Source organism: Acinetobacter sp. 1125_18A (assembly GCF_052824985.1).
In genome coordinates this window covers 45,772-67,111 of sequence record NZ_VTDG01000016.1, presented here as the reverse complement: position 1 = coordinate 67,111, position 21,340 = coordinate 45,772, and the positions used below count along the sequence as shown (strand labels likewise).

The following is a 21,340-nucleotide window of genomic DNA, read 5'->3' as shown; positions in this document are numbered from 1 at the left end:
CTCATTGCTTGTGGCGGCTTTTAATTGCCTGATAGTTTAATTGAATATTTACTTTTTTCAAAGTTTATACATCGCATTACGCCATGTATAAACCACCATTTACGTGTAATACTGTGCCTGTAATGTAACTGGCTTTGTCAGAAGCCAAAAAACTTACTGCATTTGCAATATCTTCTGGTTGACCAAATCGGTTTAACGCAACTTGATCACTCATTTTTTTGCGAATATCTTCACTTAACTGCTCAGTCATTTCTGTTGCGATAAAACCAGGCGCAATACAGTTGACTGTAATCTGACGGCTTCCCATTTCTTTTGCAAGACTGCGACTGAAAGCTTCAATCCCTGCTTTTGCAGCAGAATAGTTGGCTTGTCCTGGGTTAGCAAAATGTGCAACAACAGAACTGATATTAATAATGCGTCCAAAGCGAGCTTTGGTCATACCTTTCAATACACGTTTAGATAAGCGGAATACAGCTTTAAGATGAATATTGAGAATATCGTCCCAATCATCTTCAGACATACGTAACAATAAATTGTCTTTGGTAATCCCTGCATTGTTCACAAGTATCATCACTGAACCATATTTTTGTTCAATGTCAGATACCAATGCATCAATTGCAGCACCATCACGTACATCAAGTAATGCACCCGCACCATTTTCAGCAAAAACTGTTGAAAGTTTTTCTGCGCCCGCTGCTGATGTTGCCGTACCTACAACAAAATAACCGTCTTGAATCAATTGCTGAGCGATGGCAGCACCAATCCCTCGGCTCGCGCCTGTCACTAATGCGACTTTGCGTTCTTGTGTCATGCAATTTTCCCTTCAGCCACTAAGATAGCATTCAGTGCATCTTCCATACGACTTTGTGTATCGAGTGGAAATGCTTTTTCGATATTTGGTAAACGTTTTGCTAAATTCGCCAATACATTACCTGGACCACATTCAGCAACATACTGAATACCTTGGTCTTGGATGAATTGCATGGTTTTAGTCCACTGTACTGACTGATACAGTTGCGCCGTTAATGCTAAGCGTAATTGGCTTGTATCTGTCGCGATTCCAGCATTGACATTTTGTATTACAGGAATACTTGGTAGCTCAATGGCAGTTTGTTCCAAAGCTTCTGCAAACTGTTCAGCAGCAGGTTTCATTAGAGAACAATGTGATGGTACAGATACAGGTAATGCAATCGCTTTACCGCCGTTTTCTTTGGCAACGGTCATTACAGCTTCGACTAGAGTTTTGTCACCTGCGATAACAACTTGGCCTTGCGCATTATAGTTTGCAGCTTCAACAGAACCACGGCCTTGAACATTGGCTTGCTCACACAGTTCAAGTACTTTCGCATCATCTAGACCGAGAATAGCCGCCATCGCGCCTTGCCCCTGAGGCACAGCACTTTGCATCAATTTACCGCGTAAATTTACCAACTTGACTGCATCTGCCAAAGTCATCGACTCTGCAGCAACTAAAGCACTGTATTCGCCTAATGAATGACCTGCGAGGTATTTTGGTACAACACCACCAAGATCTAACCATACACGCCATAAAGCAATACTTGCTGTCAATAAAACAGGTTGAGTATTTTCAGTTTGATCTAAACCTTCACCGCTTTGTGCAATGTGCCATAAATCAAAACCGATGGCATCTGATGCTTCAGTAAAGGTTTCTTGTACACCACTAAACTGTTCTGCAAGTTCAGCAAGCATACCCACTTTTTGTGAACCTTGACCTGGAAACAAAAATGCAGTTTTTGTTGCTTGAGCTGCTTGTTCGAGTCGTTTGGCAGACATATAAAAAGTCCCTTATTTAATCTTGATCGTTTCCGATGGCGCAATTTTACATTAAAAAAAAATTTATTTAATTGCGAAATACAACAAAAAACCCAGTCATTGAAAACAAAAAAAGGGAGCTTTCGCTCCCATTTTTTTACTAAGCTTGCGCTTAATAGTTCACCAATTATTCAGCATCAGCTGCTTTAGCGAATAATTGACGACCACGGTAGAAACCATCTTTAGTCACGTGGTGACGACGGTGAGTTTCACCAGTAGTTTGGTCTACAGTTAATGCATTCTCGGTTAAAGCGTCATGTGAACGGCGCATGTCACGGCGAGAGCGACTTTTACGGTTTTGCTGAACGGCCATGATGGCTCCTTACAAATCGAAAAAATGGATCAGAACAAATTCGGTTGTCTTAACTTAACAGTATAACACAAAATTTAGTTAAGTTTACCCTTCAAACCTGCCAAAACTTCAAACGGATTATCCCGTTTTTCTTCAACAGTGTCCTGAACGGCTGGTTGATGCTTATGTTCACAAGCGTCATGCTTAGGAGACAGAGGCATCAACAATAACAATTCATCTTCTAAAAGTGCAAGTAAATCAACAGTCGAAGGAGTATTGGTTAAATAATCCCCTTTAATTGTTGCTTCACTTTCACCTAGCACGATGAAATCAGCATCCTCATCCAAGCGCTCTATCAGTGACTCATCATCTATTAAAGCCAAATGGAAGTCAGAAACTAGCGTAATTTCAACAGAATCCAGACAACGCTGACATTCCATTGGAACTTTAGTATCTACATGACCATCTAGCCAAACAATACGATGATACGCATCCATTGATAGCTTACAGTCTATATTGATCAATTGATCATCAATTGATCCAACAGCTTCACGGGAAATACGAACAAAGCGAGACAATGGCAGGGTACCTGACCATGTAAAGCCTTGTTCAGCCCATTTAAACGGCTCTATCTGTGCCGGAAAGGTATTTGCTGACATAATTAAGGCGGCAATTCTACAAATTCATAGGTACTCTGTCAAAGATTAAGATACAATTTTGTACTTATTTAGACAGATCTCTTGAGTAATACAAGCCATGCATCAGTTGCAGCCGCAACCTGAAGTCACTACTTCATTACAATTCAATACGCATTCAACTTCTGAAAACACATTGCAAGCCGCCGATGTGCAACGCTTATCATGGGCTAACTTACAAACAGAAGTGCAACACGTTGATTGGCTTATCTTACACTTTAATCACTGGTTTTCCCACCTAAATGTGACGCTTGTTCGTGGTGATTTTGAACCAGAGTATTTTCCTGCTAGCGAACACAGCCCTGCCCGTATTCAGTTTGCACATGGTTTTTTCAACAGCGCTTTGCATGAAATCAGTCATTGGAGCATTGCTGGAGAACAACGCCGTTTATTGCCAGATCTCGGTTATTGGTATGCACCCGATGGTCGTACAGCTGAACAACAAGTCTTATTTGAGCAGGTTGAAATCAAGCCTCAAGCCATTGAATGGTTATTTTCCAAAGCATTTGGACGAAAATTTCGAGTTTCGCTGGATAATCTGACTGGTGAAGGTGGTGACGGCTCGACATTTAAAGACAATGTTTATGCTCAAGTTCAGGATTTTTTTTCGGGTAAAACCAAACTTCCACGCGATGCAAAGCACTTCATTCAGTGTATTTGTCTATGTACTCGAGGTGGCAAAACATTACAAAGCACTGAATTTAATCGTAACGATCTTGATTAAACCCGTAATTTTTTTAAAACATTGATTGCAACGATTTACTTTCCCAAGTAATAATTGAATTAACAATAAATCAGGAGAATAAATATGCTGCATTTAAGAGTACATCCTGACAATCCTCAACCACGTTTAATCAGCCAAGCAGTCGAAAGAATTCGAGCAGGTGATGTTGTGGTTTACCCAACTGATGCGGCTTATGCAATCGGCTGTCAGATTGGAAATAAAAGTGCAATGGAACGTATTGCTCAGATCCGTGGTCTGGGTGCAAAGCATCAATACGCGATTATCTGTGCGGATTTATCTGATATTGCAACCTATGCCAAAGTAGACAATGCAATGTATCGTTTACTTAAAGCCAATACCCCAGCCGTAACCACATATATTTTACCCGCAACCAGTGAAGTTCCACGACGCTTGATGCATCCCAAGAAAAAAACCATCGGCTTACGTGTTCCAAGTAATTCCGTCTGTCAGATGCTATTAAAAGAGTTGGGAGAACCCTTACTGACCAGTACCTTGATTTTACCTGGTCAAGATGCACCAATGGATGATCCCTACGATATTGAACAATTATTGGAAAAACGTATTGATGTGTTTATTGACAGTGGTTTAGGTACCTTAACCACCACCAGTATCGTTGATTTATCAGGTGTAAACCCTGAAATTATCCGTCGTGGTGTCGGTGATGTAAGCGCTTTTGAATAAGCGCTTATCCACATTTCCTTAGATCATCTCCAAAAGTATCAACTCGAATTACACCGACTTAATCAATACTTTGTTTTAGCGTGATAAATTCTGGACATTGGGCAAGTACTTGTTTGTTTTCATACAAGACTTCGCCTAAATAATTTTTATAAATAGTTGTTATAGCCACCTGATCTTTTTCTACTACAGTAACAATGCCTTGAGTAATATCCTTATACTTATCCTCTGCTTCTTTTTGATGTATATATTCAAAATAACCACAAGATAAACCATGACTGATTTTCTTAAATTCTGTACGTAAGCGCTCTTGGGTCACAGAGCGAGGTAAAGCTTGAGTGATGTTGGTATAAACTAAAATATGCGGATAATGATTAAGTGCATCAAGTTTAATTGGCAAGCCTACTCGCTCAATGGTGTCATTAATTTTCGTTATAGATACAAACGACTGATAGTCTTCTCTAGCACGCTGTTCAAACTGCTTTTTCCAATAATATTCATTACCAAAAAATAAACCTGCGATAATTAATATTCCAACTGATACAAATTTTATATTCATTTCTTTCTCACGTTACTGGTATTTTTATGATTAAAGCTAAAGAAATAATATATTTTTACACTACAAATTCAATACATTTTTTAAATTTTATAAATAACAAACAAATACTTAAAGATTGAAATATCATATTTTAACGATTACTAAACTTAACGCTTTGATGTTAAAAATGATAAATTTAAAGTTTCTAAATATCCAATTTTGAAACTTTAACTGCTTCCCCTAATTTCAACATGAATAATTGAATTACCATACCTCTATCATTTTTAGATTGGTATTTTTCTCAATTCAGTTTATAAACAAAGCACAATCCTAAAAACAAATGCTTAATTATGATTTACAAGGTACATCATTTACATTGTGGAACCATGTGTCCGATGTGTGCACCACTATACGGACAAAAAGGTTTGTATGGCAAAATGGTGTGTCATTGCCTATTAATTGAAACAGACAAAGGTCTTGTATTGGTCGATACTGGTTTTGGGATGCAAGACTACCTACATCCGCAAACCCGCTTAGGTAAAGCTTTTACTAAAATCAGTGGCATACAAGCTGATTTCAATCTCACAGCCATTTCTCAAATTCAACAATTGGGTTTTAAACCATCTGATGTTCAACATATTTTGGTCAGTCATTTAGACTTAGATCATGCCGGTGGTATTTCAGACTTTCCCAATGCAACGGTTCACATCTTATCCAGTGAGTTTAATGCAGCACAAAAACTTTCAGTCATGAACAAATTGCGCTATCGACCGCAACAATTTAAAAATCATCGTTACTGGAATTTTCTTGAACCTAAAAATGGCGAAGCATGGTTCAATTTCCAAAAAGTTCAAGGTTTTAATATTTTCAATGATGAAATTTTATTGATTCCTTTAGTCGGCCATACTGTAGGACACTGCGGTATAGCGATCAAGCAACAAGATGGATGGTTATTGTTCTGTGGCGATGCTTATTTTAATCATCTAGAACTCAACCCCAAGAATAGATTACGCGCGCTCGACAAAATTGAATATCTCCTAGCGGAAGATAATACATTGCGCTTAAAAACATTATCACAACTGCAACAACTTGCGTTGAATGAAGCCAAGATTGAAATTATCTGTGCCCATGATCCTATTGAACTAGACCGATATTTAAAACATGCTTAAATCTCAATTATTACGTTATACCGCTATATTCGCACTCAGCTTACAACTCACTGCATGTATGACAACTGCTGCACTTCCAGATCATGAGCGCCCGCAACAATGGGGAACTATCGTTGCTCCACAGTATAATTTCTATCGGATCAGTGATACTATTTTCCGTAGTGAACAACCCAGTGCTGAACTTATTCCTGAGTTAAAAACCAATCAAATTGATGTCGTGATTAATTTAAGAAGTCGCAATAAAGATAAAACAGTACTTTCAAAGCAAAACTTTCAATTGGTTCATATCCCAATCAATACTTGGGCAATTGATCGTCATGATCTACTCAATGTCATGAAAACGATTCAAGTTGCGAAAGATAACAACCAAAAAGTTTTAATCCATTGCTATCACGGTTCTGATCGTACTGGGGCAAGTGTTGCGATGTACCGAATTATTTTTGAGAACTGGTCTGTGAATGATGCTTTAAATGAAATGAAGCATGGCGGTTATGGCTTTCATCCAATCTGGGGCAATATTGAAAAACTTTTTACCCCTGAAAATATAAAATGGATCCGTGAGCAGCTCGCGAATCCATCTTCAACCAAAAATACCTAACTCATAGCGTTTAACGTCGGTCTAGAGGTACCCACTCGATTACCCAAGCCGACTTCATGCCTAGACTCGCATCAGAATTGATCTTCTTACGTGCTGAATCCGCAGTCTCTCGATCTTTCGATGGTCCAACCATAATACGAATACCTTTTGAGGTTGGACTCTTGGTCACTTTATACCCTTTGGCACGTAATTTAGCAGCGACAGCATCGGCATTGGCTTCATTAGCGGCAAGCGCAACTTGTACCATCCATTGCTTATCACCATTTTCAAGCAAATCACGTGCTTTTTCAGCTTCCGCTTTTTTCTTTGCTTCTTCTTGTGCTTTGTGTTTTTTATCCGCTTCTGCTTTCTTGTCTTCCGCTTGCTTTTTCTCAGCAGCGGCTTTCTTTTCAGCATCTAGCTTACGTTTTTCATCTGCTTTTTGTTGTTCTTCTAATTTACGTTTCTTTTCTTCAGCGGCTTTTTTATCTGCTTCTGCGGTAGCTTGACGCTTCTGCTCAGCTAACTTTTTTTCAGCATTGGCTTTTTGCTTTAATTGAGCATTTTGCTGTTCAAGTTTTTTCTGCTCTGCTGCTTTCTGTTGTGCTTTGGCTTTTTCATCCTGTACCAGCTCAGGAGGAATATCAGCCCCTTCCTGTGCCGCGGCGGCAGCTGCACCACGTCTTGCATTTGCAGCAGCATACTCTTCAGCTGCTTTACGTGCAGCATCTGCTTCTGCCTGTTGTTGCATACGTAAAAAATCTGCTGCTTTTGCTTCTTGTTCAGCAACCGCTTTTTCACGAGCACGCTTCTGCTCTTCTAACAGACGTTTTTCAGTCGCAACATCGACAGTCAACGGCTGCAATTGTACAGGCTCACCAGCAGGTGTCGCTTTATTTTGCTGAGCTTGGCTTATCGGCTGTGTCTCTGCTTGGCTTTGGTGGATTTCTTCTTTACCTTTTAGAAGCAATGCCGCCAATAGAACACCACCACTTAATAAAACAACACCACCCATCCAGCGTTGTTTGTTATTCATTGACATTCGTCTAAATACTCCCAGACCGCTTCTAAGGTATGGAATGAACCACACACCAAAATCAGCTGATTATTATTGGTTTCTGCAAGCGCTGATTGAAATGCTGCTTGTACACAATCAAACTGTTCAACTGTCTCATGCTGTAAAGCAGTTTGTAATTGTTCCAATGATGCCGCACGAGGCACAGTTAACGGTGCAATTTTCCACTTTAATACAGTATTTTTCAACAACTTGACCACAGAATCTACATCTTTGTCGGACAACATTGAAAAAACAGAGACAACTTCTGTGTACTGTTTATTGTATTCTAGGAATTTTCGCAATTGCTTTAACAAAAATTCTACACCATGCGGATTGTGTCCCGCATCAAAAATTACTGTTTTATCGTGTATTTTTCTAATTTCAAAGCGCCCTGACAATTGTGCGTTCTGAATACCTTGCGAAATCGCCTGTTGTGAAACCGTTAAACCGCTCACCAAAATTGCAGCGACAGCAGCAGAAATATTTTCCAGTGCCAAGTGTCCTAAAGGAAGTTTTAAAGTCGTTCCTGAGCTTGCAAAATTCCAAGATTGACCATCTTCTGAATTATCATAAAAATAATCATGGTTTAGCGCATACAGCGTGGCATTGGTTTCTTGTACTTTATGTTGTATCGCTTGTGGTATGTCTTGTGTACCGGCAAAAATGAAAGGGATATTTGCTCGAATAATACCGGCTTTTTCATAAGCAATTTTTTCAATTGTATCGCCAAGCCAATCAGTATGGTCTAAACCAATATTGGTAATCACAGCCACATCTGGATCAATCACATTGACAACATCCAAACGACCACCAAGACCAACTTCAAGTACCCAAACATCACATTGTTTTTGTTTAAAAATAACAAATGCAGCCAAAGTTGTGGCTTCAAAAAAAGATAAAGATAAATCACAAATACGGCGGGCTTGATCAACCGCAACAAAAGCATCAATCAAAGTTTGATTATCAACTTCTTGTCCAGCCAGTTTAACCCGTTCATTAAAACGATAAATATGTGGAGACTGGTATAAACCAACATTCAGCCCTTGCGCATTCAGAATCGCAGCGAGTGTTGTTGTGGTTGAACCTTTGCCATTTGTTCCAGCAACGGTAATCACTTTGGCTTTAGGGTTAATCACCCCGAGTTGTTCTGCCACAGGAATCACGCGCTCTAAGCCTAAATCAATCCCTGTAACGTGAACATGGCTCCAATAATCGAGCCATGTTTGTAAATCATCAGTATTTAAAGGTGCTGTTTGGTTGTTCAAGGCAAATTCATCAGTTTCGCTACAATACGATATACAGTATCACGTAATGCGTGACGATGAACAATTTGATCGATTACACCATGATCAAGCAAAAATTCCGCACGTTGGAACGGTTCTTCCAGCTTCTCACGTACTGTTTGTTCAATCACACGTTTACCCGCGAAACCGATCATCGCTTTAGGTTCAGCAATATGTACATCACCTAACATTGCCAATGATGCTGTTACACCACCATACACTGGATGGGTTAATACCACGATATACGGAAGATGCGCATCTTTGATTTTTTGAATCGCCGCAGAGGTACGCGCCATTTGCATCAAAGACAACATGCCTTCCTGCATACGAGCACCGCCTGAAGCAGCAAAACAAATCAGTGGTTGCTTATCTTTAATCGCTTTTTCAGCAGCTTGTACAAAACGGTCACCGACCACAGTACCCATTGATCCAGCCATAAAGTCGAATTCAAATGCGCATGCAACCATTGCAATATTTTTAACTTGACCTTGCATCACCACAAGGGCTTCAGTTTCACCTGTTTTTTCCTGCGCTTCTTTAATACGCTCTGGATAAGGCTTGCTGTCTACAAAATGTAAAGGATCTTTTGCTGCAAATTCTTGACCAAGTTCAGTGGTCACATTATCAAAAAGCCAATTTAAACGATCACGTGCTTTCATTTTCAAATGTTCATCGCATGATGGACAAACATAGGCATTGAAAGACATTGCAGTACGAGTCACGAGTGCATGACATTCAGGGCACTCAATGGTTGGTTCTGTAAACGTCGCTTTGAGTGTTTGTTGTTGGTCAGGCATATGGATGCCTGGAACTGTACGATCTGTCCACGGCGTTGTTGCGCTGAGGATTTTCCCTGATTTCACTTCTTGATTCATACTAACTCATCGAGCGCGGCTCGAAGCTCCTTGACTTTATTCACTGCTGCTTCAACAGCTTGTTCTGGTGCAAGATTTGCAAATGGTTTGACAAAAGCACTTCCGACAATCACTGCATCAGCAACTTGACCTACTGCTTTTGCAGAAGCGGCATCACTAATCCCAAAACCTACCCCAACTGGAATATCGGTAAAGGTTTTGATTTTTTCAATACGTGCTGCAACTTCCGTTGTATCCAATGTTGCTGCACCCGTTACGCCTTTTAGAGACACATAGTAAATAAAGCCACTTGCTTGTTTCACTACATGCTGAATACGTTCATCGGTAGAGGTTGGTGCAAGCAAGAAGATTTGATCCATATTGTACTTTTGCAATACTTCATCTAAATCTTGTGCTTCTTCAGGTGGTAAATCCACAAGAAGTACACCATCAACACCACAGTCATTCGCATAAGCCACAAACTTTTCATAACCAATCACTTCAACAGGGTTTAAATACCCCATTAAAACAACTGGCGTTGTTGTGTCTTTTTGGCGAAATTCTTTAACCATATTCAAGGCATCAAAGGTATTGGTACCCGCAGCTAAAGCGCGCTCTGCTGCAAGTGCAATCACTGGACCATCTGCCATAGGATCGGAAAATGGCAATCCAAGTTCAACTACGTCTACGCCTGCTGCAACCATTTGATGTAACAATGGTACGGTTACATGTGGTTGAGGATCACCCGCCATAACATAAGAAACCAAAGCCTTACGCTGTTGAGATTTAAGCTGTGCAAAACGAGTGGCTAAACGTGACATAGGATTGTACATTCCTTGAATTGTTCAAACTTGAGGAGTTTTTAGATCATTAAACACCAGTAAATAAATTCAAAATGGATTTATTTACGGTTTAATCATCCAAATGTATAAATACAAGACACTGCATTGTAACGCTATTTTTTACTCAAAGGATAGAGTCACATAGTCGCTCTCGCGTATCTTGTTTTATATCACAAATAATAAAACAACCCATGGATACATTTAGCGCTATTTTCAAGTTGAGGACAATGATCAAAGCTACCTATTTTCAAGCTTGTAAAAAAATATCATTATGAGTAAAAAATAAAGTTAAATCATCACCCTACAGCCAAACACCCTATCACCTACATCACTTAATTATTTTTCAGAAATTGCAAAAGCTGTTTATACTAGTCAGGATTCTGATTTTTTATCTCCTCTTATGACCACACATTCTCAGGCTAAAGTGCAAGCCAGCGTGCTTGCGCTCTTGCCGCTTATTGTTTTTTTAGCCATTTTTTTAGGCAGTGGTATTTATCACACGATCATTGGTACTGAGTTTGCTTTTTATCAAGTGAAAGCCCCTATTGCTGCTCTTCCTGCAATTATTTTGGCCATCCTGCTGTATAGAGGGAAAATCAATGCCGCTATAGAAACATTTTTGCATGGTGCAAGCCATCCCAATTTAATTTTGATGTTTATGGTCTTTATGCTTGCAGGTGCCTTTGCCAGCGTAACCAGTGCAATCGGTAGTGTGGACTCCACTGTTCAATTTGGTTTATCGATTATTCCATCTGAATTTGTCCTCCCGATGCTTTTCATCATTTCGGCCTTTATTGCCACAGCAATGGGAACATCGATGGGAACCATTGCTGCATGTGCGCCGATTGCTTTTGGTTTTTCTCAAGCAACGGATATTCAGCCCATTTATGCAATTGGTGCTGTGGTCAGCGGGGCAATGTTTGGTGATAACTTATCCATGATTTCAGACACCACCATTGCAGCAACTCGAAGTCTAAATGTAGAACTGCGTGATAAATTTCGGGTGAATATCTGGATTGCACTGCCTGCTGCGATTATCACTATATTAATTTATATTTTGACCAGTCATCATGCACAAACCATTGAATATAAAAACTATAACTTATGGCTTATTTTGCCTTATGTGATCGTGTTCTTTTTAGCATTTACACGTTTACATGTACTTGCAGTGCTGACCATCGGAATAGCACTTTCGGGTTGTCTTGGCATCATTGAAAATCCTGAATTTACCCTGCTTAAGTACAATGCCGCTATTTATGATGGTTTTGTGGGTATGTTTGAAGTTGCCTTACTTTCTATGTTCTTAGGTGGTTTATCTGCGATTATGCAAAAAGAAGGCGGTTTAGAATGGTTAATTCAACGTATTTATGCCTTAACTCGCCGATTTAAAATCGGTCAGCAACGTGCGGGAGAAATTGGAATTAGCTTCCTTGTGGTTTTCTCAAATGTGTTTGTCGCAAATAATACGGTTGCCATCATCTTATCTGGAGACATGGCACGAGAAGTTGCCAAAGAATATGCTGTTGATCCCAAACGTGCAGCTGCATTTATGGATATTTTCTCTTGTGTGGTTCAGGGCTTGATTCCATACGGTGCACAACTATTACTTGCATGCTCAATTGCCAAACTGTCCCCTGTTGAGCTGATTGGTTCGATTTATTATTGTTGGGTATTGGCGATATTTGCAATCTTGGCAATCGTATTTAGATTTCCTAAATTAAAGATAACTTGAAATCATGCTGAATCATGGTTTTAAAAAACCAATTCAACAATCAGATCAACCTGTGTTTTGTGAATAAATTAAAAAATTACAATCATACTAAGCACTTAGATAGTAGCAATACTATCTAAATGCTTTTTTTTAAAGCATAATTTATTTGAACTGTTTTTTCACAATGACTTCAACTGTTGTTTTTTCTCGAGCAGGGTCTGCCCACTAAAAGCCTTATATGCTCTGGTTAAAGCTGACTGATCTGAATAACCTAACTGCATCGCAATTTCACTGAACGGCATGTGGCTTTCCAATAAAAAATCACAACGCTTCATCCGTTCAATCTCTACAATTTTTTTAAACGACGTCTGTAAGTCACTTAACTGTCGTTGTAAAGTCCGGGTGGATATATGAAGTTCTTGAGTAAGTTCTTCAATTTTTGGGGCTTGTTGTTTTAACTTTAAATATTCTGCCACAATCAAATGTAAACGCTGAGCAATGGTTTCATAGCGAGGTTTAGATGCAATAGCTTCCTCTGCCTGCTTGACCAAAAGCTGCATTAAGGATGGATCTGCCTGTTGGATTTTTAAATTTAAACCTGCTGAGGCTAAGACAAAACTGTATTGCGGTTGATGGAAAGAGACTTCACAGCCGTAGAACTTTTGATAATGATAGAATGCCATCTGTGGTGCATGAGCAAAATGCACCGCATGCAATGGAAATTGATTTGGCGGTACAATTTTACGCGCGAGATGCATCATTAACGCATTGGTAAATTCATTAATAAGAATATATTTTTCATGATGAAAGGGCCAAATTAAATGTACATATTCTCCCTTGAGCTGCATTTGCATTGGAATAACTTCGTCACCATCAATCACCAAACGGCTAAAGCGCATAATATTTTGTAAAGCTTCTGCCACGGTTGTACTTCGTGATGCCATATAGCCCAAAACACCAAAATGCTCAGGTCGCACATATTCTGCCATTTCAAAAACGATCTGAGGGCAATCTAGCGCTTGTTTGGTTTTTTCAATCAGTTGATGAAAGAAGAAATAGGAAGATTGTGTATCAATCGGCTGTGACAAAATTCCAATTAAATGTTTTTTTTCATCCGCTTGTAAGAAATCAAGCGTCGCAAGATCAATCCCTCGTTCAGACAGATACATCTGCCAGAGATGAAAATAACCATTTGGGATCTGTAATTCCTGCATCGTCTTGCACTCTTTTTAATCCTTTAACTTAGAAAATTGACATTGCAAATTTTCATTTTGTCGTAAAATGTATAAAAAATGGCAATATCTGTCAAAACAAACTTGCAAAATCCCGACATACTGAAATCATCAACAGTGATGCAAGTAAAATAAAATGAATGCATTAGTTACATATCAGATCGATCCAGTGGTTCGAACCAAGCTCAACTTTAAACTTGAAGAAGTGCCACGCTTCTGGTTTGGTGGAGATCCCTTCCGCACACGACTATTTGACGCACTCAGTCTGACCTTCCCGGATGGTGAGCGCTATTTCATAGAAAGTGTCCGGCTCTTCCGTGACAAAATCACCGATCCAGATTTACAACAACGTGTTGCTGACTTTATTCGTCAAGAAGCCCAACATGGTATTGCGCATGACAAAATGAATCAGGTCATGAAAGATCAAGGCATGCCTGTCGATCAATTTATCCAACTTTTAAGTAAGATTTTTAAATTTGAATTGAGCCAACGCTCGCCTCAATACAATATTGCGATGACAGCTGCTGCTGAACATCTCACCGCTTTGATGGCAGAAACATTTTACCGCCATAAAGCAACCTTATCTGAAGCACACCCTTATGTCCGGGCCTTACTGGCGTGGCATTCTATTGAAGAAATGGAACATCGAGATGTGGCCTTTGATGTGATGCAACAAGTCGGTGAGGTCCCTGACAACTTACGTCGATTTGCTTTAGCCTTTACCACCATAATGATGTTCAACTTTACCCTCTACCGTGCCAATATCATGCTTAAACATGATGGATTCAGCCGTATAGAACGTTTAAAAATGGCAACGCAAGGATTGCCTTGGTTCTTCGGTAAAAAAGGGATTTTATCTGCAATGAAAAATGAATATTTAGACTTGTTTAAAAAAGATTTTCATCCGAGCCAACACCCTGTAATTCGACAATATCAAGTTTGGGTCGATACGATGGCTGAAACCAATGATCCTATTCAAGCAGGTGAAGCATTTTGGCAGGCTGGACTATAGCTGTCTTGATATAAACCGATCAGTTCTATCCTGAATAGGGATTTGAACTGAATAATGCGAGAAATAAAACAATGAATGCATATGTAAAACACCAAGTTGATCCTGTGGTTCGTAGCAATTTAGATTTTAGATTGAATGAAGTTCCACGCTTTTGGTTTGATAATGACCCTTTTCGTACCCGTATGTTTGATGCGCTGAGTTTGACCTTTCCTGTAGGGGAAAGATATTTCATTCAAAGTGTTCGTGCACTGCGTGACAAAATCACCGATCCAGATTTACAGCAACGTGTCACGGATTTTATTCGACAGGAAGCACAGCACGGTATTGCACATGACAAAATGAATGAAGAAATGCTGCACCAAGGCATGCCTGTTGATCAGTTTGTAAAATTTATGGGTGCACATTTCGAGCATATACTGAAACATCGTTCCAAACAGTACAACATTGCCATGACTGCCGCAGCAGAACATCTTACCGCATTAATGGCAGAAACTTTTTATAGTAAACAAGAGACTTTAGCGGAGGTCCATCCTTTTGTTCGTGCTCTATTTGCTTGGCATTCAATCGAAGAAATGGAACATCGAGATGTCGCTTTTGATGTCATGAAAGAGGTTGGAGAAGTTCCTGAAAACTTACGTAAATTTGCGCTTGCCTTTGTCACTTTACAAATGTTTGGATTTACCTTTTACCGTGCCAATGTCATGCTTAAATACGATGGATTCAGTCGTTTGCAACGTGCTCAATTTGCACTCAAAGGTATTCCATGGTTTTTTGGCAAACACGGTAAATTATCAGCAATGCGTGAACAATACCTAGATTGGTTTAAACCTGATTTTCATCCGAGCCAGCACCCTGTGATTCGACAATATCAGGTTTGGGTCGATGTTTTGGCCGAAACCAATGATCCGATTCAAGCAGGTGAAGCGTTTTGGAAAGCCGCGTTATAAGGTTAAAAAAGCTTTAAATTAGAACAGCCTTACCATTTCGCGTAATGCTGTTCCAACAAGCCATAGGCTTGGTCTAATTGAATACACTCACCAACTTCAGATTCGACCGTACCACTAATGCGTGATTGCCATTGGCTAAACTGACTACCCACCAAACGTAAATTTAAGTTTTCAAATCTCCGCCAGCCGGTTTCAACTGTCAGATTTAATTTCTGGTCTAAAGAACGAATTGACCAAAGGTTCGCATCTATCTTTTCAAACAGTACATCGGCAACTGCATATAGAACACCATTGACCCACAGACAATTTTCATTGCCAAAACTTTCATTTACACCCGAAGCGAGGTTTAAGCCTATACGGTTTCCTTGCGTATCCCAAAAGTTACACGATAACCAAAACCACGCTGTTTCGGGTCTTAGAAATCCACAGGTGTCATCGAGAGATGCCAATGTTTTTTCATTAAAATCTATACGCGCTTTATCTTTATTGATAAAGAAGCCTTCTACAGCCAAGGTGGTTTTCTTTTGCGTATAGGTCCAACCATTAATACCATTGGGACTGCATAAGCTTAAAGGCTCTGTTCCTGCACAAAAAATGCGGGCTTTTAACTGCTCTTCACCATTTCGAGTTGCCCGTATATAACGCACACCATTGGCATGTTGCATTTCAAATTCAAAAGGTGATTTACTAAAGTGACTTTGGCTATACAAAGGCTGCTCATCTAAGCTTGTCCCTCGCCCTAAAATCGTATTGGCATTCCATTCTAAAACTTCATTCGTTGAATGGTCATAGACATAAATAAAGCCATGCCCTGCCCAACCAATATCTGCAATTGCAATACCGATAGAATAGTGTTCATGCTGGATACCACAAAACTTAAACTTTTTATATTTTAAATGTTTACGCCAACCTGTTAATACTTTGCCATACGGGGTTTTGTAGATATATTGATTAACATTAATCTTACTTGGCACATCTTTAAAACGCCCATAACGGGGTTGACCATTGCTTTGTATTAAATCCATGTGAGTTCCCAATCCTTTTATAAGGGAAGTATCAGACTTTAGTCGGTCCTTCGATTATTGCTATTTTTTCAAATTTAGCAACACCATCACACACCAAATCAATCCACTTTTATCACGATTTAACCTATAAAATATTCGCTTGATAGATAAAATTTAGCTTTGATTTAATTCATAAAAAATAGGGCAAATGCCCTATTTTTTAATCTGAAAAAATTACTTTGCAGGACCACCCCATTGATTTGTTTCAGGTTTGGTATCTGAAGCAAACCAGTAAATTAAAACAAAGGCACCAAAAGGAACAAAGATAAGCAGATACCACCAACCTGTCTTTCCTATATCATGTAAACGGCGAGCTGCAACTGAAATTGAAGGCACGATCAGTGCTAATACAGTGATCAAATACAACACAAACGGTTTTTTAAAAATGATTGAGTCTAAAATCACTGCAATGATCAGTACAACAAACTGTATCAATACAAAGTACCAATATTCTTTACGGCGAGCACGCCCAGAAAAGTTGGCATAATTACTTAGACATTTTTTAAACCAATCAATCGCATTATATTGATCTTCGGTTTTATTTTGTGACATTGCTTTTCTCTCTTTATTTTATAAGTGTTACTGACATTTTTTGTACTAAAGCTGTAGCCAGATACTAACTGGTTTTGCATGTTTTTCATACACTTTTATTCTATAAAAAGTAAAATCTATTCGAAAAAAGAAAGAGGTACTTGACCTCTTTCTGTGCAAATCATTGTCTAATCTATGCTTGAGACATTCATCTACAATTTTTAAAGCAATATATAAAAATCAGATAATCTTTCCATGTGGAATTTGATCAATTAACTTTTGCGGTGCTTTAAAACGTTCGCCATATTTTGCTTCAAGCGAGTTCGCTCGAACTAGAGCTTTTTCTAAACCATACTGATTTAAGAATTGAATCGCACCACCCGTCCACGGCGCAAAGCCAATACCAAAAATCGAACCAATATTGGCATCAATCACAGATTCCAACACATGCTCTTCATAGCAACGTAAGGTATCTAAAGCTTGAACAAATAGGAAACGGTCGATCATTTCCTGCTCAGAAATATCAACATTTTTCGTCCAATGGCTTAAGCCATCCCAAAGATGCTTTTTGCCACCTTCCGGATACTCATAAAAACCAGCACCTGCAGCCTTGCCTTTACGTTCAAAGGTGTGAATCATAGTTTCAATAACATCATCAGCACCTGAAAGCGGTAAATCCTTACCTTCAGCCTGAAGTGCTTTACGGGTTTCTTTGGCCACATGCTCAGAAAGTGTTAATGCCACTTCATCTTGAATCGCCAATGGGCCAACAGGCATACCTGCTTTCAGTGCTGCCATCTCAATACGTGCAGGATGTACGCCTTCATGCAGTAAACGTAGACCTTCTTGCACAAACGTTCCAAACACACGGCTGGTGAAGAAACCACGGCTATCATTGACCACAATTGGCGTTTTGCCAATTTGTTGCACATAGTCATAGGCTTTTGCTAAGGTTTCGGCAGAGGTGTTTTTACCTTTGATGATTTCAACCAATTGCATTTTATCGACAGGACTAAAGAAATGTAGACCAATAAAATGCGTATCATCTTTAGAGGCTTTGGCTAAACCTGTGATCGGTAATGTTGATGTATTTGAGGCCATGACACCATTATTGGCAAGAAATTGTTCCGCTTCTTGAGTCACTTTGGCTTTTAATTCTTGATTTTCAAATACAGCTTCGATAATCAAATCACAGTCTTTTAAGTCTTCTGCAGATGCTGTTGCGGTAATCAAACTTAAAACTTGATCACGCTTTTCCGCGCTCATACGACCTTGCGAAACACGTTTATCCAATAGTTTTTGACTATAAGCTTTACCCTTTTCAGCATTTTCCACAGAGACATCTTTTAGCACAACTTCAATGCCTTTGATTGCTGTCGAATATGCAATACCCGCCCCCATCATGCCTGCACCAAGTACACCCACTTTGGTCGCTTGCCACTTAGCAATGTTTTTAGGACGACTTGCACCTGCTTTAATTGCATTCAAACCATGCCAGAACGTGCCAATCATATTCTTGGCAACTTGCCCTGTTGCAAGATAAGTGAAGTAACGGCCCTCTATTCGGAAAGCTGTATCTACATCAACTTGAGCGCCTTCAACCGCGGCAGCCATAATCGCTTCAGGCGCTGGATAACAGCCCTTGGTTTTATCACGTAGCATTGCCGGTGCAATTGCCAGAATCTGAGCAACCGCAGGTGTTTTAGGATCGCCACCCGGAATTTTATAACCTTTCATATCATAAGGCTGTTGAGATTTTGGATTGGCTTTGATCCAAGCAATCGCTTTGTCCAGCATGTCTTGCTCGCTATCCGCAAGCTCATTGACCAAACCTAAAGACTTGGCTTTATCTACCCCGAATTGCTTACCTTCCATAAGGAATGGGAATGCATTCTGTAAACCCAGCAGGCGCACCATACGCACCACACCACCGCCACCAGGAAGTAAGCCCAGTGTTACTTCTGGCAAACCTAATTTGGTTTTTGGATCATTTAAAGCAATACGATAATGGCAACTTAAAGCAATTTCCCAACCACCACCTAGCGCTGTACCATTAATCGCCGCAACCACAGGAACACCTAATGTATCAATCGCACGAAGATCACCTTTTAGCTTGGCAGTCATTTTAAAGAATTCAGTGGCATGTTCTGGCGTTGCCTCAATCAGCTCATCCAAATCACCGCCGGCAAAAAAAGTTTTTTTCGCAGAGCGATAAATCACACCTTTTAAATCGGTTTCAGATTTAAGTTTAGACACAACATTTTCTAAAGCCACACGAAAATCAGCGTTCATGGTATTTGCAGACTGGTTTGGAGAGTCCATCGTTAAAATAACAATGCCATCCGCATTTTTTTCATATTGAATTGCACTCATTATTATTCTCCTTATACCAACTCAATAATGGTCGCAATACCCATGCCACCACCTACACACAATGTTGCTAGACCACGTTTTTTACCCTGACGTTCTAATTCATCAAGTAGCGTACCAAGAATCATTGCACCTGTTGCGCCCAATGGGTGCCCCATTGCAATTGCACCCCCATTTACATTGACCTTTTCAGCAGGAACTTTAAGTTCAGTCATAAAACGCATCACCACAGATGCAAAGGCTTCATTCACTTCAAAGAGGTCAATATCTTCAATAGTGAGACCTGCTTTTGCCAGCGCCTTACGCGCAGCAGGTGCAGGACCTGTGAGCATGATGGTTGGATCTGTTCCAACCAATGCCGTTGCCAACACTTTTGCACGAGGTTTTAAGCCTTGCTCTTTGACTGCTTTTTCAGAAGCAATCAGCACCACAGCTGCGCCATCTACGATGCCCGATGAGTTTCCAGCATGATGTACATGGTTAATTTTTTGCGCTTCTGGATATTGTTGTAATGCAATCGCATCAAAGCCCATTCCACCCATCATTTCAAAACTTGGATTGAGTTTTGCCAAGCCTTCAGCAGTTGTGGTCGGTTTAATGAATTCATCTTTGTCAAGAATCGTAACACCAGCTTTATCTTTAACCGCAACCACGGACTGATCAAAGCGTCCCGCGGCCTGAGCAGCAGCAGCTTTACGTTGTGAGTTGGCAGCAAACTCATCCACATCTGTACGGCTATAGCCATCGAGCGTGGCAATTAAATCCGCGCCAATCCCTTGAGGAACAAAATGTGATTTTAAATTTGTTTCAGGATCCAGTGCCCAAGGTCCACCATCGGAACCCATTGGAATACGTGACATAGACTCTACGCCGCCAGCAACAACAATATCTTCCCAGCCTGAACGTACTTTTTGAGCAGCCATATTGACAGCTTCAAGACCTGAAGCACAAAAACGGTTGATTTGCACACCGGCAACATCATTGTCCCAGCCTGCCGCAATTGCAGCAGTTTTAGCAATATCACCGCCTTGATCGGCAATTGGTGTTACACAACCCAGTACGATATCGTCTACTTTTGAAGTATCAAGCTGGTGACGATCTTTCAATTCATTGAGCAATGTGGTTAATAATGTAATTGGTTTCACTTCATACAGTGAACCATCTTTTTTTCCTTTTCCGCGTGGTGTGCGAATGGCATCAATGATGTAAGCCTCGCTCATAGCTGTTCCTTCTTATGACTTCTAGGTTGTTATCTGCTTTGAGTGTACGTTATAAAGTTGAGAGTTCAATGACGAGAACGAAATAGTCAGTTGATATTTTTTGTCAATTGGCTGGTTTGCTCTGAATGGGTAAACAAAAACAAATCGCGTATTTCAATTAAGCGCCAATCTCATTGCACATCTGCTGTTACGAGAAAAACCATATGCAACTTCATGCTCAAGTTTATGCTCAAGATAGAGAGGCATCTCAAGCGCATTGATCTTTTCAAAGCCTAATTTTTCATAAAATGGTCGATTCCAAATCACATCATGAAAGGTGGTTAAGGTCACAGCATCACAGCCCTCTCCCTGAGCAGTAGCAATCACATATTCAATCAATTGCCGACCGATCCCTTGTTTTTGAAATGCGGCACTCACATCTAACTCGATAATATATAAATCAAGCGCTTGTCTTTCTGCATATAAAAAACCTGTAGCTTGATTCTTTTGATTAATCGCAACAAATGCATAAGCAGAAGAAATCAATTGCAAATGATCTTGTGCTGACAACACTGGGCTTTCGACAAGCCAAGATAACTCGGGAATACTTGAAAATGCTTGAGTAGCAGATTTTTCTATTTCGATCAGTTGCGCTATATCCGAAGGGTCAATTTTTCTAATCAAACATGTCATCTATATATCCAGTATAAA

At 39.8% G+C, this 21,340-nt stretch carries 22 protein-coding genes; 7 read left to right on the top strand and 15 right to left on the bottom strand.

Going from position 1 to position 21,340, the window contains the following annotated elements; translation table 11 throughout:
• Window positions 1-76 precede the first annotated feature (76 nt).
• From fabG to FY049_RS19550, 4 genes are all read right to left on the bottom strand, one after another.
• Complete coding sequence (gene fabG, locus FY049_RS19565; RefSeq protein ID WP_004723960.1) at window positions 77-811, bottom strand: 3-oxoacyl-ACP reductase FabG; 735 nt, start codon at window positions 809-811, stop codon at window positions 77-79.
• Window positions 808-1,794 carry an ACP S-malonyltransferase gene (gene fabD / locus FY049_RS19560; RefSeq protein ID WP_004723962.1) on the bottom strand — a complete coding sequence of 329 codons (987 nt, stop codon included), beginning with the start codon at window positions 1,792-1,794 and terminating at the stop codon, window positions 808-810. Before fabD ends, fabG begins: the two co-directional genes overlap by 4 nt.
• A 166-nt stretch (window positions 1,795-1,960) precedes the next feature.
• A complete protein-coding gene (gene rpmF, locus FY049_RS19555; RefSeq protein ID WP_004723964.1) occupies window positions 1,961-2,146 on the bottom strand; it encodes a 50S ribosomal protein L32 in 186 nt (61 codons plus the stop codon).
• A 74-nt stretch (window positions 2,147-2,220) separates the two neighbouring features.
• The gene (locus FY049_RS19550) at window positions 2,221-2,784 is read right to left on the bottom strand and encodes a YceD family protein (RefSeq protein WP_004723966.1); all 564 of its coding nucleotides are present in this window, start codon (window positions 2,782-2,784) and stop codon (window positions 2,221-2,223) included.
• 97 nt (window positions 2,785-2,881) lie between these two features.
• Between FY049_RS19550 and FY049_RS19545 the strand changes: the two genes are divergently transcribed.
• Complete coding sequence (locus FY049_RS19545; protein WP_446084198.1) at window positions 2,882-3,544, top strand: elongation factor P hydroxylase; 663 nt, start codon at window positions 2,882-2,884, stop codon at window positions 3,542-3,544.
• Between the two features lie 84 nt (window positions 3,545-3,628).
• On the top strand, window positions 3,629-4,246 hold the full coding sequence (locus FY049_RS19540; RefSeq protein ID WP_446084197.1) for an L-threonylcarbamoyladenylate synthase: 618 nt from the start codon (window positions 3,629-3,631) through the stop codon (window positions 4,244-4,246).
• Window positions 4,247-4,304: 58 nt separating this feature from the next.
• On the opposite strand, the gene FY049_RS19535 is transcribed toward FY049_RS19540, so the two are convergent.
• Window positions 4,305-4,802, bottom strand: coding sequence for a hypothetical protein (locus tag FY049_RS19535; RefSeq protein ID WP_056514021.1), 498 nt, complete (start codon window positions 4,800-4,802; stop codon window positions 4,305-4,307).
• 329 nt (window positions 4,803-5,131) lie between these two features.
• Here FY049_RS19535 and FY049_RS19530 point away from each other — a divergent pair, with 329 nt between their 5' ends.
• Both FY049_RS19530 and FY049_RS19525 read left to right on the top strand, forming a co-directional pair.
• Window positions 5,132-5,950, top strand: coding sequence for an MBL fold metallo-hydrolase (locus tag FY049_RS19530; RefSeq protein ID WP_446084196.1), 819 nt, complete (start codon window positions 5,132-5,134; stop codon window positions 5,948-5,950).
• Entirely contained in the window at window positions 5,943-6,548 is a 606-nt protein-coding gene (locus tag FY049_RS19525; protein WP_224964256.1) for a dual specificity protein phosphatase family protein, read from the top strand. Before FY049_RS19530 ends, FY049_RS19525 begins: the two co-directional genes overlap by 8 nt.
• Before the next feature lie 10 nt (window positions 6,549-6,558).
• On the opposite strand, the gene FY049_RS19520 is transcribed toward FY049_RS19525, so the two are convergent.
• Genes FY049_RS19520 through trpA form a run of 4 tightly spaced genes read right to left on the bottom strand, consistent with a single transcriptional unit; the run spans window position 6,559 to window position 10,542 of the window.
• Complete coding sequence (locus tag FY049_RS19520; RefSeq protein ID WP_446084195.1) at window positions 6,559-7,569, bottom strand: SPOR domain-containing protein; 1,011 nt, start codon at window positions 7,567-7,569, stop codon at window positions 6,559-6,561.
• Window positions 7,560-8,849: a bifunctional tetrahydrofolate synthase/dihydrofolate synthase gene (folC, locus tag FY049_RS19515; protein WP_327857734.1), complete on the bottom strand. Its 1,290-nt coding sequence runs from the start codon at window positions 8,847-8,849 to the stop codon at window positions 7,560-7,562. The genes FY049_RS19520 and folC overlap by 10 nt, the downstream gene beginning before the upstream one ends.
• Complete coding sequence (accD, locus tag FY049_RS19510) at window positions 8,846-9,742, bottom strand: acetyl-CoA carboxylase, carboxyltransferase subunit beta (protein WP_446084194.1); 897 nt, start codon at window positions 9,740-9,742, stop codon at window positions 8,846-8,848. The genes folC and accD overlap by 4 nt, the downstream gene beginning before the upstream one ends.
• Window positions 9,739-10,542 (bottom strand): tryptophan synthase subunit alpha, encoded by an 804-nt coding sequence (gene trpA, locus FY049_RS19505; RefSeq protein ID WP_004723986.1) that lies wholly within the window; start codon window positions 10,540-10,542, stop codon window positions 9,739-9,741. Before trpA ends, accD begins: the two co-directional genes overlap by 4 nt.
• A gap of 421 nt (window positions 10,543-10,963) precedes the next feature.
• Between trpA and FY049_RS19500 the strand changes: the two genes are divergently transcribed.
• On the top strand, window positions 10,964-12,295 hold the full coding sequence (locus tag FY049_RS19500) for a Na+/H+ antiporter NhaC family protein (protein WP_105714430.1): 1,332 nt from the start codon (window positions 10,964-10,966) through the stop codon (window positions 12,293-12,295).
• Window positions 12,296-12,453: 158 nt separating this feature from the next.
• On the opposite strand, the gene FY049_RS19495 is transcribed toward FY049_RS19500, so the two are convergent.
• Window positions 12,454-13,488, bottom strand: a complete 1,035-nt coding sequence (locus FY049_RS19495) for an AraC family transcriptional regulator (RefSeq protein WP_056514004.1) — start codon at window positions 13,486-13,488, stop codon at window positions 12,454-12,456.
• Between the two features lie 154 nt (window positions 13,489-13,642).
• On the opposite strand from FY049_RS19495, the gene FY049_RS19490 reads away from it, so the two are divergent.
• Complete coding sequence (locus FY049_RS19490; protein ID WP_446084193.1) at window positions 13,643-14,518, top strand: metal-dependent hydrolase; 876 nt, start codon at window positions 13,643-13,645, stop codon at window positions 14,516-14,518.
• A 71-nt stretch (window positions 14,519-14,589) separates the two neighbouring features.
• Window positions 14,590-15,465 (top strand): metal-dependent hydrolase, encoded by an 876-nt coding sequence (locus FY049_RS19485; protein ID WP_056514002.1) that lies wholly within the window; start codon window positions 14,590-14,592, stop codon window positions 15,463-15,465.
• 29 nt (window positions 15,466-15,494) lie between these two features.
• Here FY049_RS19485 and FY049_RS19480 read toward each other — a convergent pair whose 3' ends face one another.
• The 5 genes from FY049_RS19480 to FY049_RS19460 all read right to left on the bottom strand — a co-directional run bounded on the left by FY049_RS19480 (window position 15,495) and on the right by FY049_RS19460 (window position 21,322).
• A complete protein-coding gene (locus FY049_RS19480; protein WP_056514001.1) occupies window positions 15,495-16,490 on the bottom strand; it encodes a DUF2804 domain-containing protein in 996 nt (331 codons plus the stop codon).
• A 213-nt stretch (window positions 16,491-16,703) separates the two neighbouring features.
• Window positions 16,704-17,081: a DUF805 domain-containing protein gene (locus tag FY049_RS19475; protein ID WP_105714433.1), complete on the bottom strand. Its 378-nt coding sequence runs from the start codon at window positions 17,079-17,081 to the stop codon at window positions 16,704-16,706.
• A 219-nt stretch (window positions 17,082-17,300) separates the two neighbouring features.
• A complete protein-coding gene (locus FY049_RS19470; RefSeq protein WP_262782698.1) occupies window positions 17,301-19,433 on the bottom strand; it encodes a 3-hydroxyacyl-CoA dehydrogenase NAD-binding domain-containing protein in 2,133 nt (710 codons plus the stop codon).
• Window positions 19,434-19,444: 11 nt separating this feature from the next.
• Complete coding sequence (locus FY049_RS19465) at window positions 19,445-20,650, bottom strand: acetyl-CoA C-acetyltransferase (RefSeq protein WP_154130643.1); 1,206 nt, start codon at window positions 20,648-20,650, stop codon at window positions 19,445-19,447.
• 153 nt (window positions 20,651-20,803) lie between these two features.
• The gene (locus tag FY049_RS19460) at window positions 20,804-21,322 is read right to left on the bottom strand and encodes a GNAT family N-acetyltransferase (RefSeq protein ID WP_056513990.1); all 519 of its coding nucleotides are present in this window, start codon (window positions 21,320-21,322) and stop codon (window positions 20,804-20,806) included.
• Window positions 21,323-21,340: the final 18 nt, after the last annotated feature.

What these genes read in the sequence shown, in the direction of transcription:
- FY049_RS19520 (WP_446084195.1), bottom strand. Translation starts at nt 7,569, where the DNA reads ATGTCAATGAATAACAAACAACGCTGGATGGGTGGTGTTGTTTTATTA.
- fabG (WP_004723960.1), bottom strand. Translation starts at nt 811, where the DNA reads ATGACACAAGAACGCAAAGTCGCATTAGTGACAGGCGCGAGCCGAGGG.
- FY049_RS19535 (WP_056514021.1), bottom strand. Translation starts at nt 4,802, where the DNA reads ATGAATATAAAATTTGTATCAGTTGGAATATTAATTATCGCAGGTTTA.
- accD (WP_446084194.1), bottom strand. Translation starts at nt 9,742, where the DNA reads ATGAATCAAGAAGTGAAATCAGGGAAAATCCTCAGCGCAACAACGCCG.
- FY049_RS19530 (WP_446084196.1), top strand. Translation starts at nt 5,132, where the DNA reads ATGATTTACAAGGTACATCATTTACATTGTGGAACCATGTGTCCGATG.
- FY049_RS19485 (WP_056514002.1), top strand. Translation starts at nt 14,590, where the DNA reads ATGAATGCATATGTAAAACACCAAGTTGATCCTGTGGTTCGTAGCAAT.
- FY049_RS19480 (WP_056514001.1), bottom strand. Translation starts at nt 16,490, where the DNA reads ATGGATTTAATACAAAGCAATGGTCAACCCCGTTATGGGCGTTTTAAA.
- FY049_RS19470 (WP_262782698.1), bottom strand. Translation starts at nt 19,433, where the DNA reads ATGAGTGCAATTCAATATGAAAAAAATGCGGATGGCATTGTTATTTTA.
- FY049_RS19550 (WP_004723966.1), bottom strand. Translation starts at nt 2,784, where the DNA reads ATGTCAGCAAATACCTTTCCGGCACAGATAGAGCCGTTTAAATGGGCT.
- rpmF (WP_004723964.1), bottom strand. Translation starts at nt 2,146, where the DNA reads ATGGCCGTTCAGCAAAACCGTAAAAGTCGCTCTCGCCGTGACATGCGC.
- FY049_RS19460 (WP_056513990.1), bottom strand. Translation starts at nt 21,322, where the DNA reads ATGACATGTTTGATTAGAAAAATTGACCCTTCGGATATAGCGCAACTG.
- FY049_RS19525 (WP_224964256.1), top strand. Translation starts at nt 5,943, where the DNA reads ATGCTTAAATCTCAATTATTACGTTATACCGCTATATTCGCACTCAGC.
- FY049_RS19545 (WP_446084198.1), top strand. Translation starts at nt 2,882, where the DNA reads ATGCATCAGTTGCAGCCGCAACCTGAAGTCACTACTTCATTACAATTC.
- trpA (WP_004723986.1), bottom strand. Translation starts at nt 10,542, where the DNA reads ATGTCACGTTTAGCCACTCGTTTTGCACAGCTTAAATCTCAACAGCGT.
- FY049_RS19495 (WP_056514004.1), bottom strand. Translation starts at nt 13,488, where the DNA reads ATGCAGGAATTACAGATCCCAAATGGTTATTTTCATCTCTGGCAGATG.
- FY049_RS19465 (WP_154130643.1), bottom strand. Translation starts at nt 20,650, where the DNA reads ATGAGCGAGGCTTACATCATTGATGCCATTCGCACACCACGCGGAAAA.
- FY049_RS19475 (WP_105714433.1), bottom strand. Translation starts at nt 17,081, where the DNA reads ATGTCACAAAATAAAACCGAAGATCAATATAATGCGATTGATTGGTTT.
- fabD (WP_004723962.1), bottom strand. Translation starts at nt 1,794, where the DNA reads ATGTCTGCCAAACGACTCGAACAAGCAGCTCAAGCAACAAAAACTGCA.
- FY049_RS19540 (WP_446084197.1), top strand. Translation starts at nt 3,629, where the DNA reads ATGCTGCATTTAAGAGTACATCCTGACAATCCTCAACCACGTTTAATC.
- FY049_RS19500 (WP_105714430.1), top strand. Translation starts at nt 10,964, where the DNA reads ATGACCACACATTCTCAGGCTAAAGTGCAAGCCAGCGTGCTTGCGCTC.
- FY049_RS19490 (WP_446084193.1), top strand. Translation starts at nt 13,643, where the DNA reads ATGAATGCATTAGTTACATATCAGATCGATCCAGTGGTTCGAACCAAG.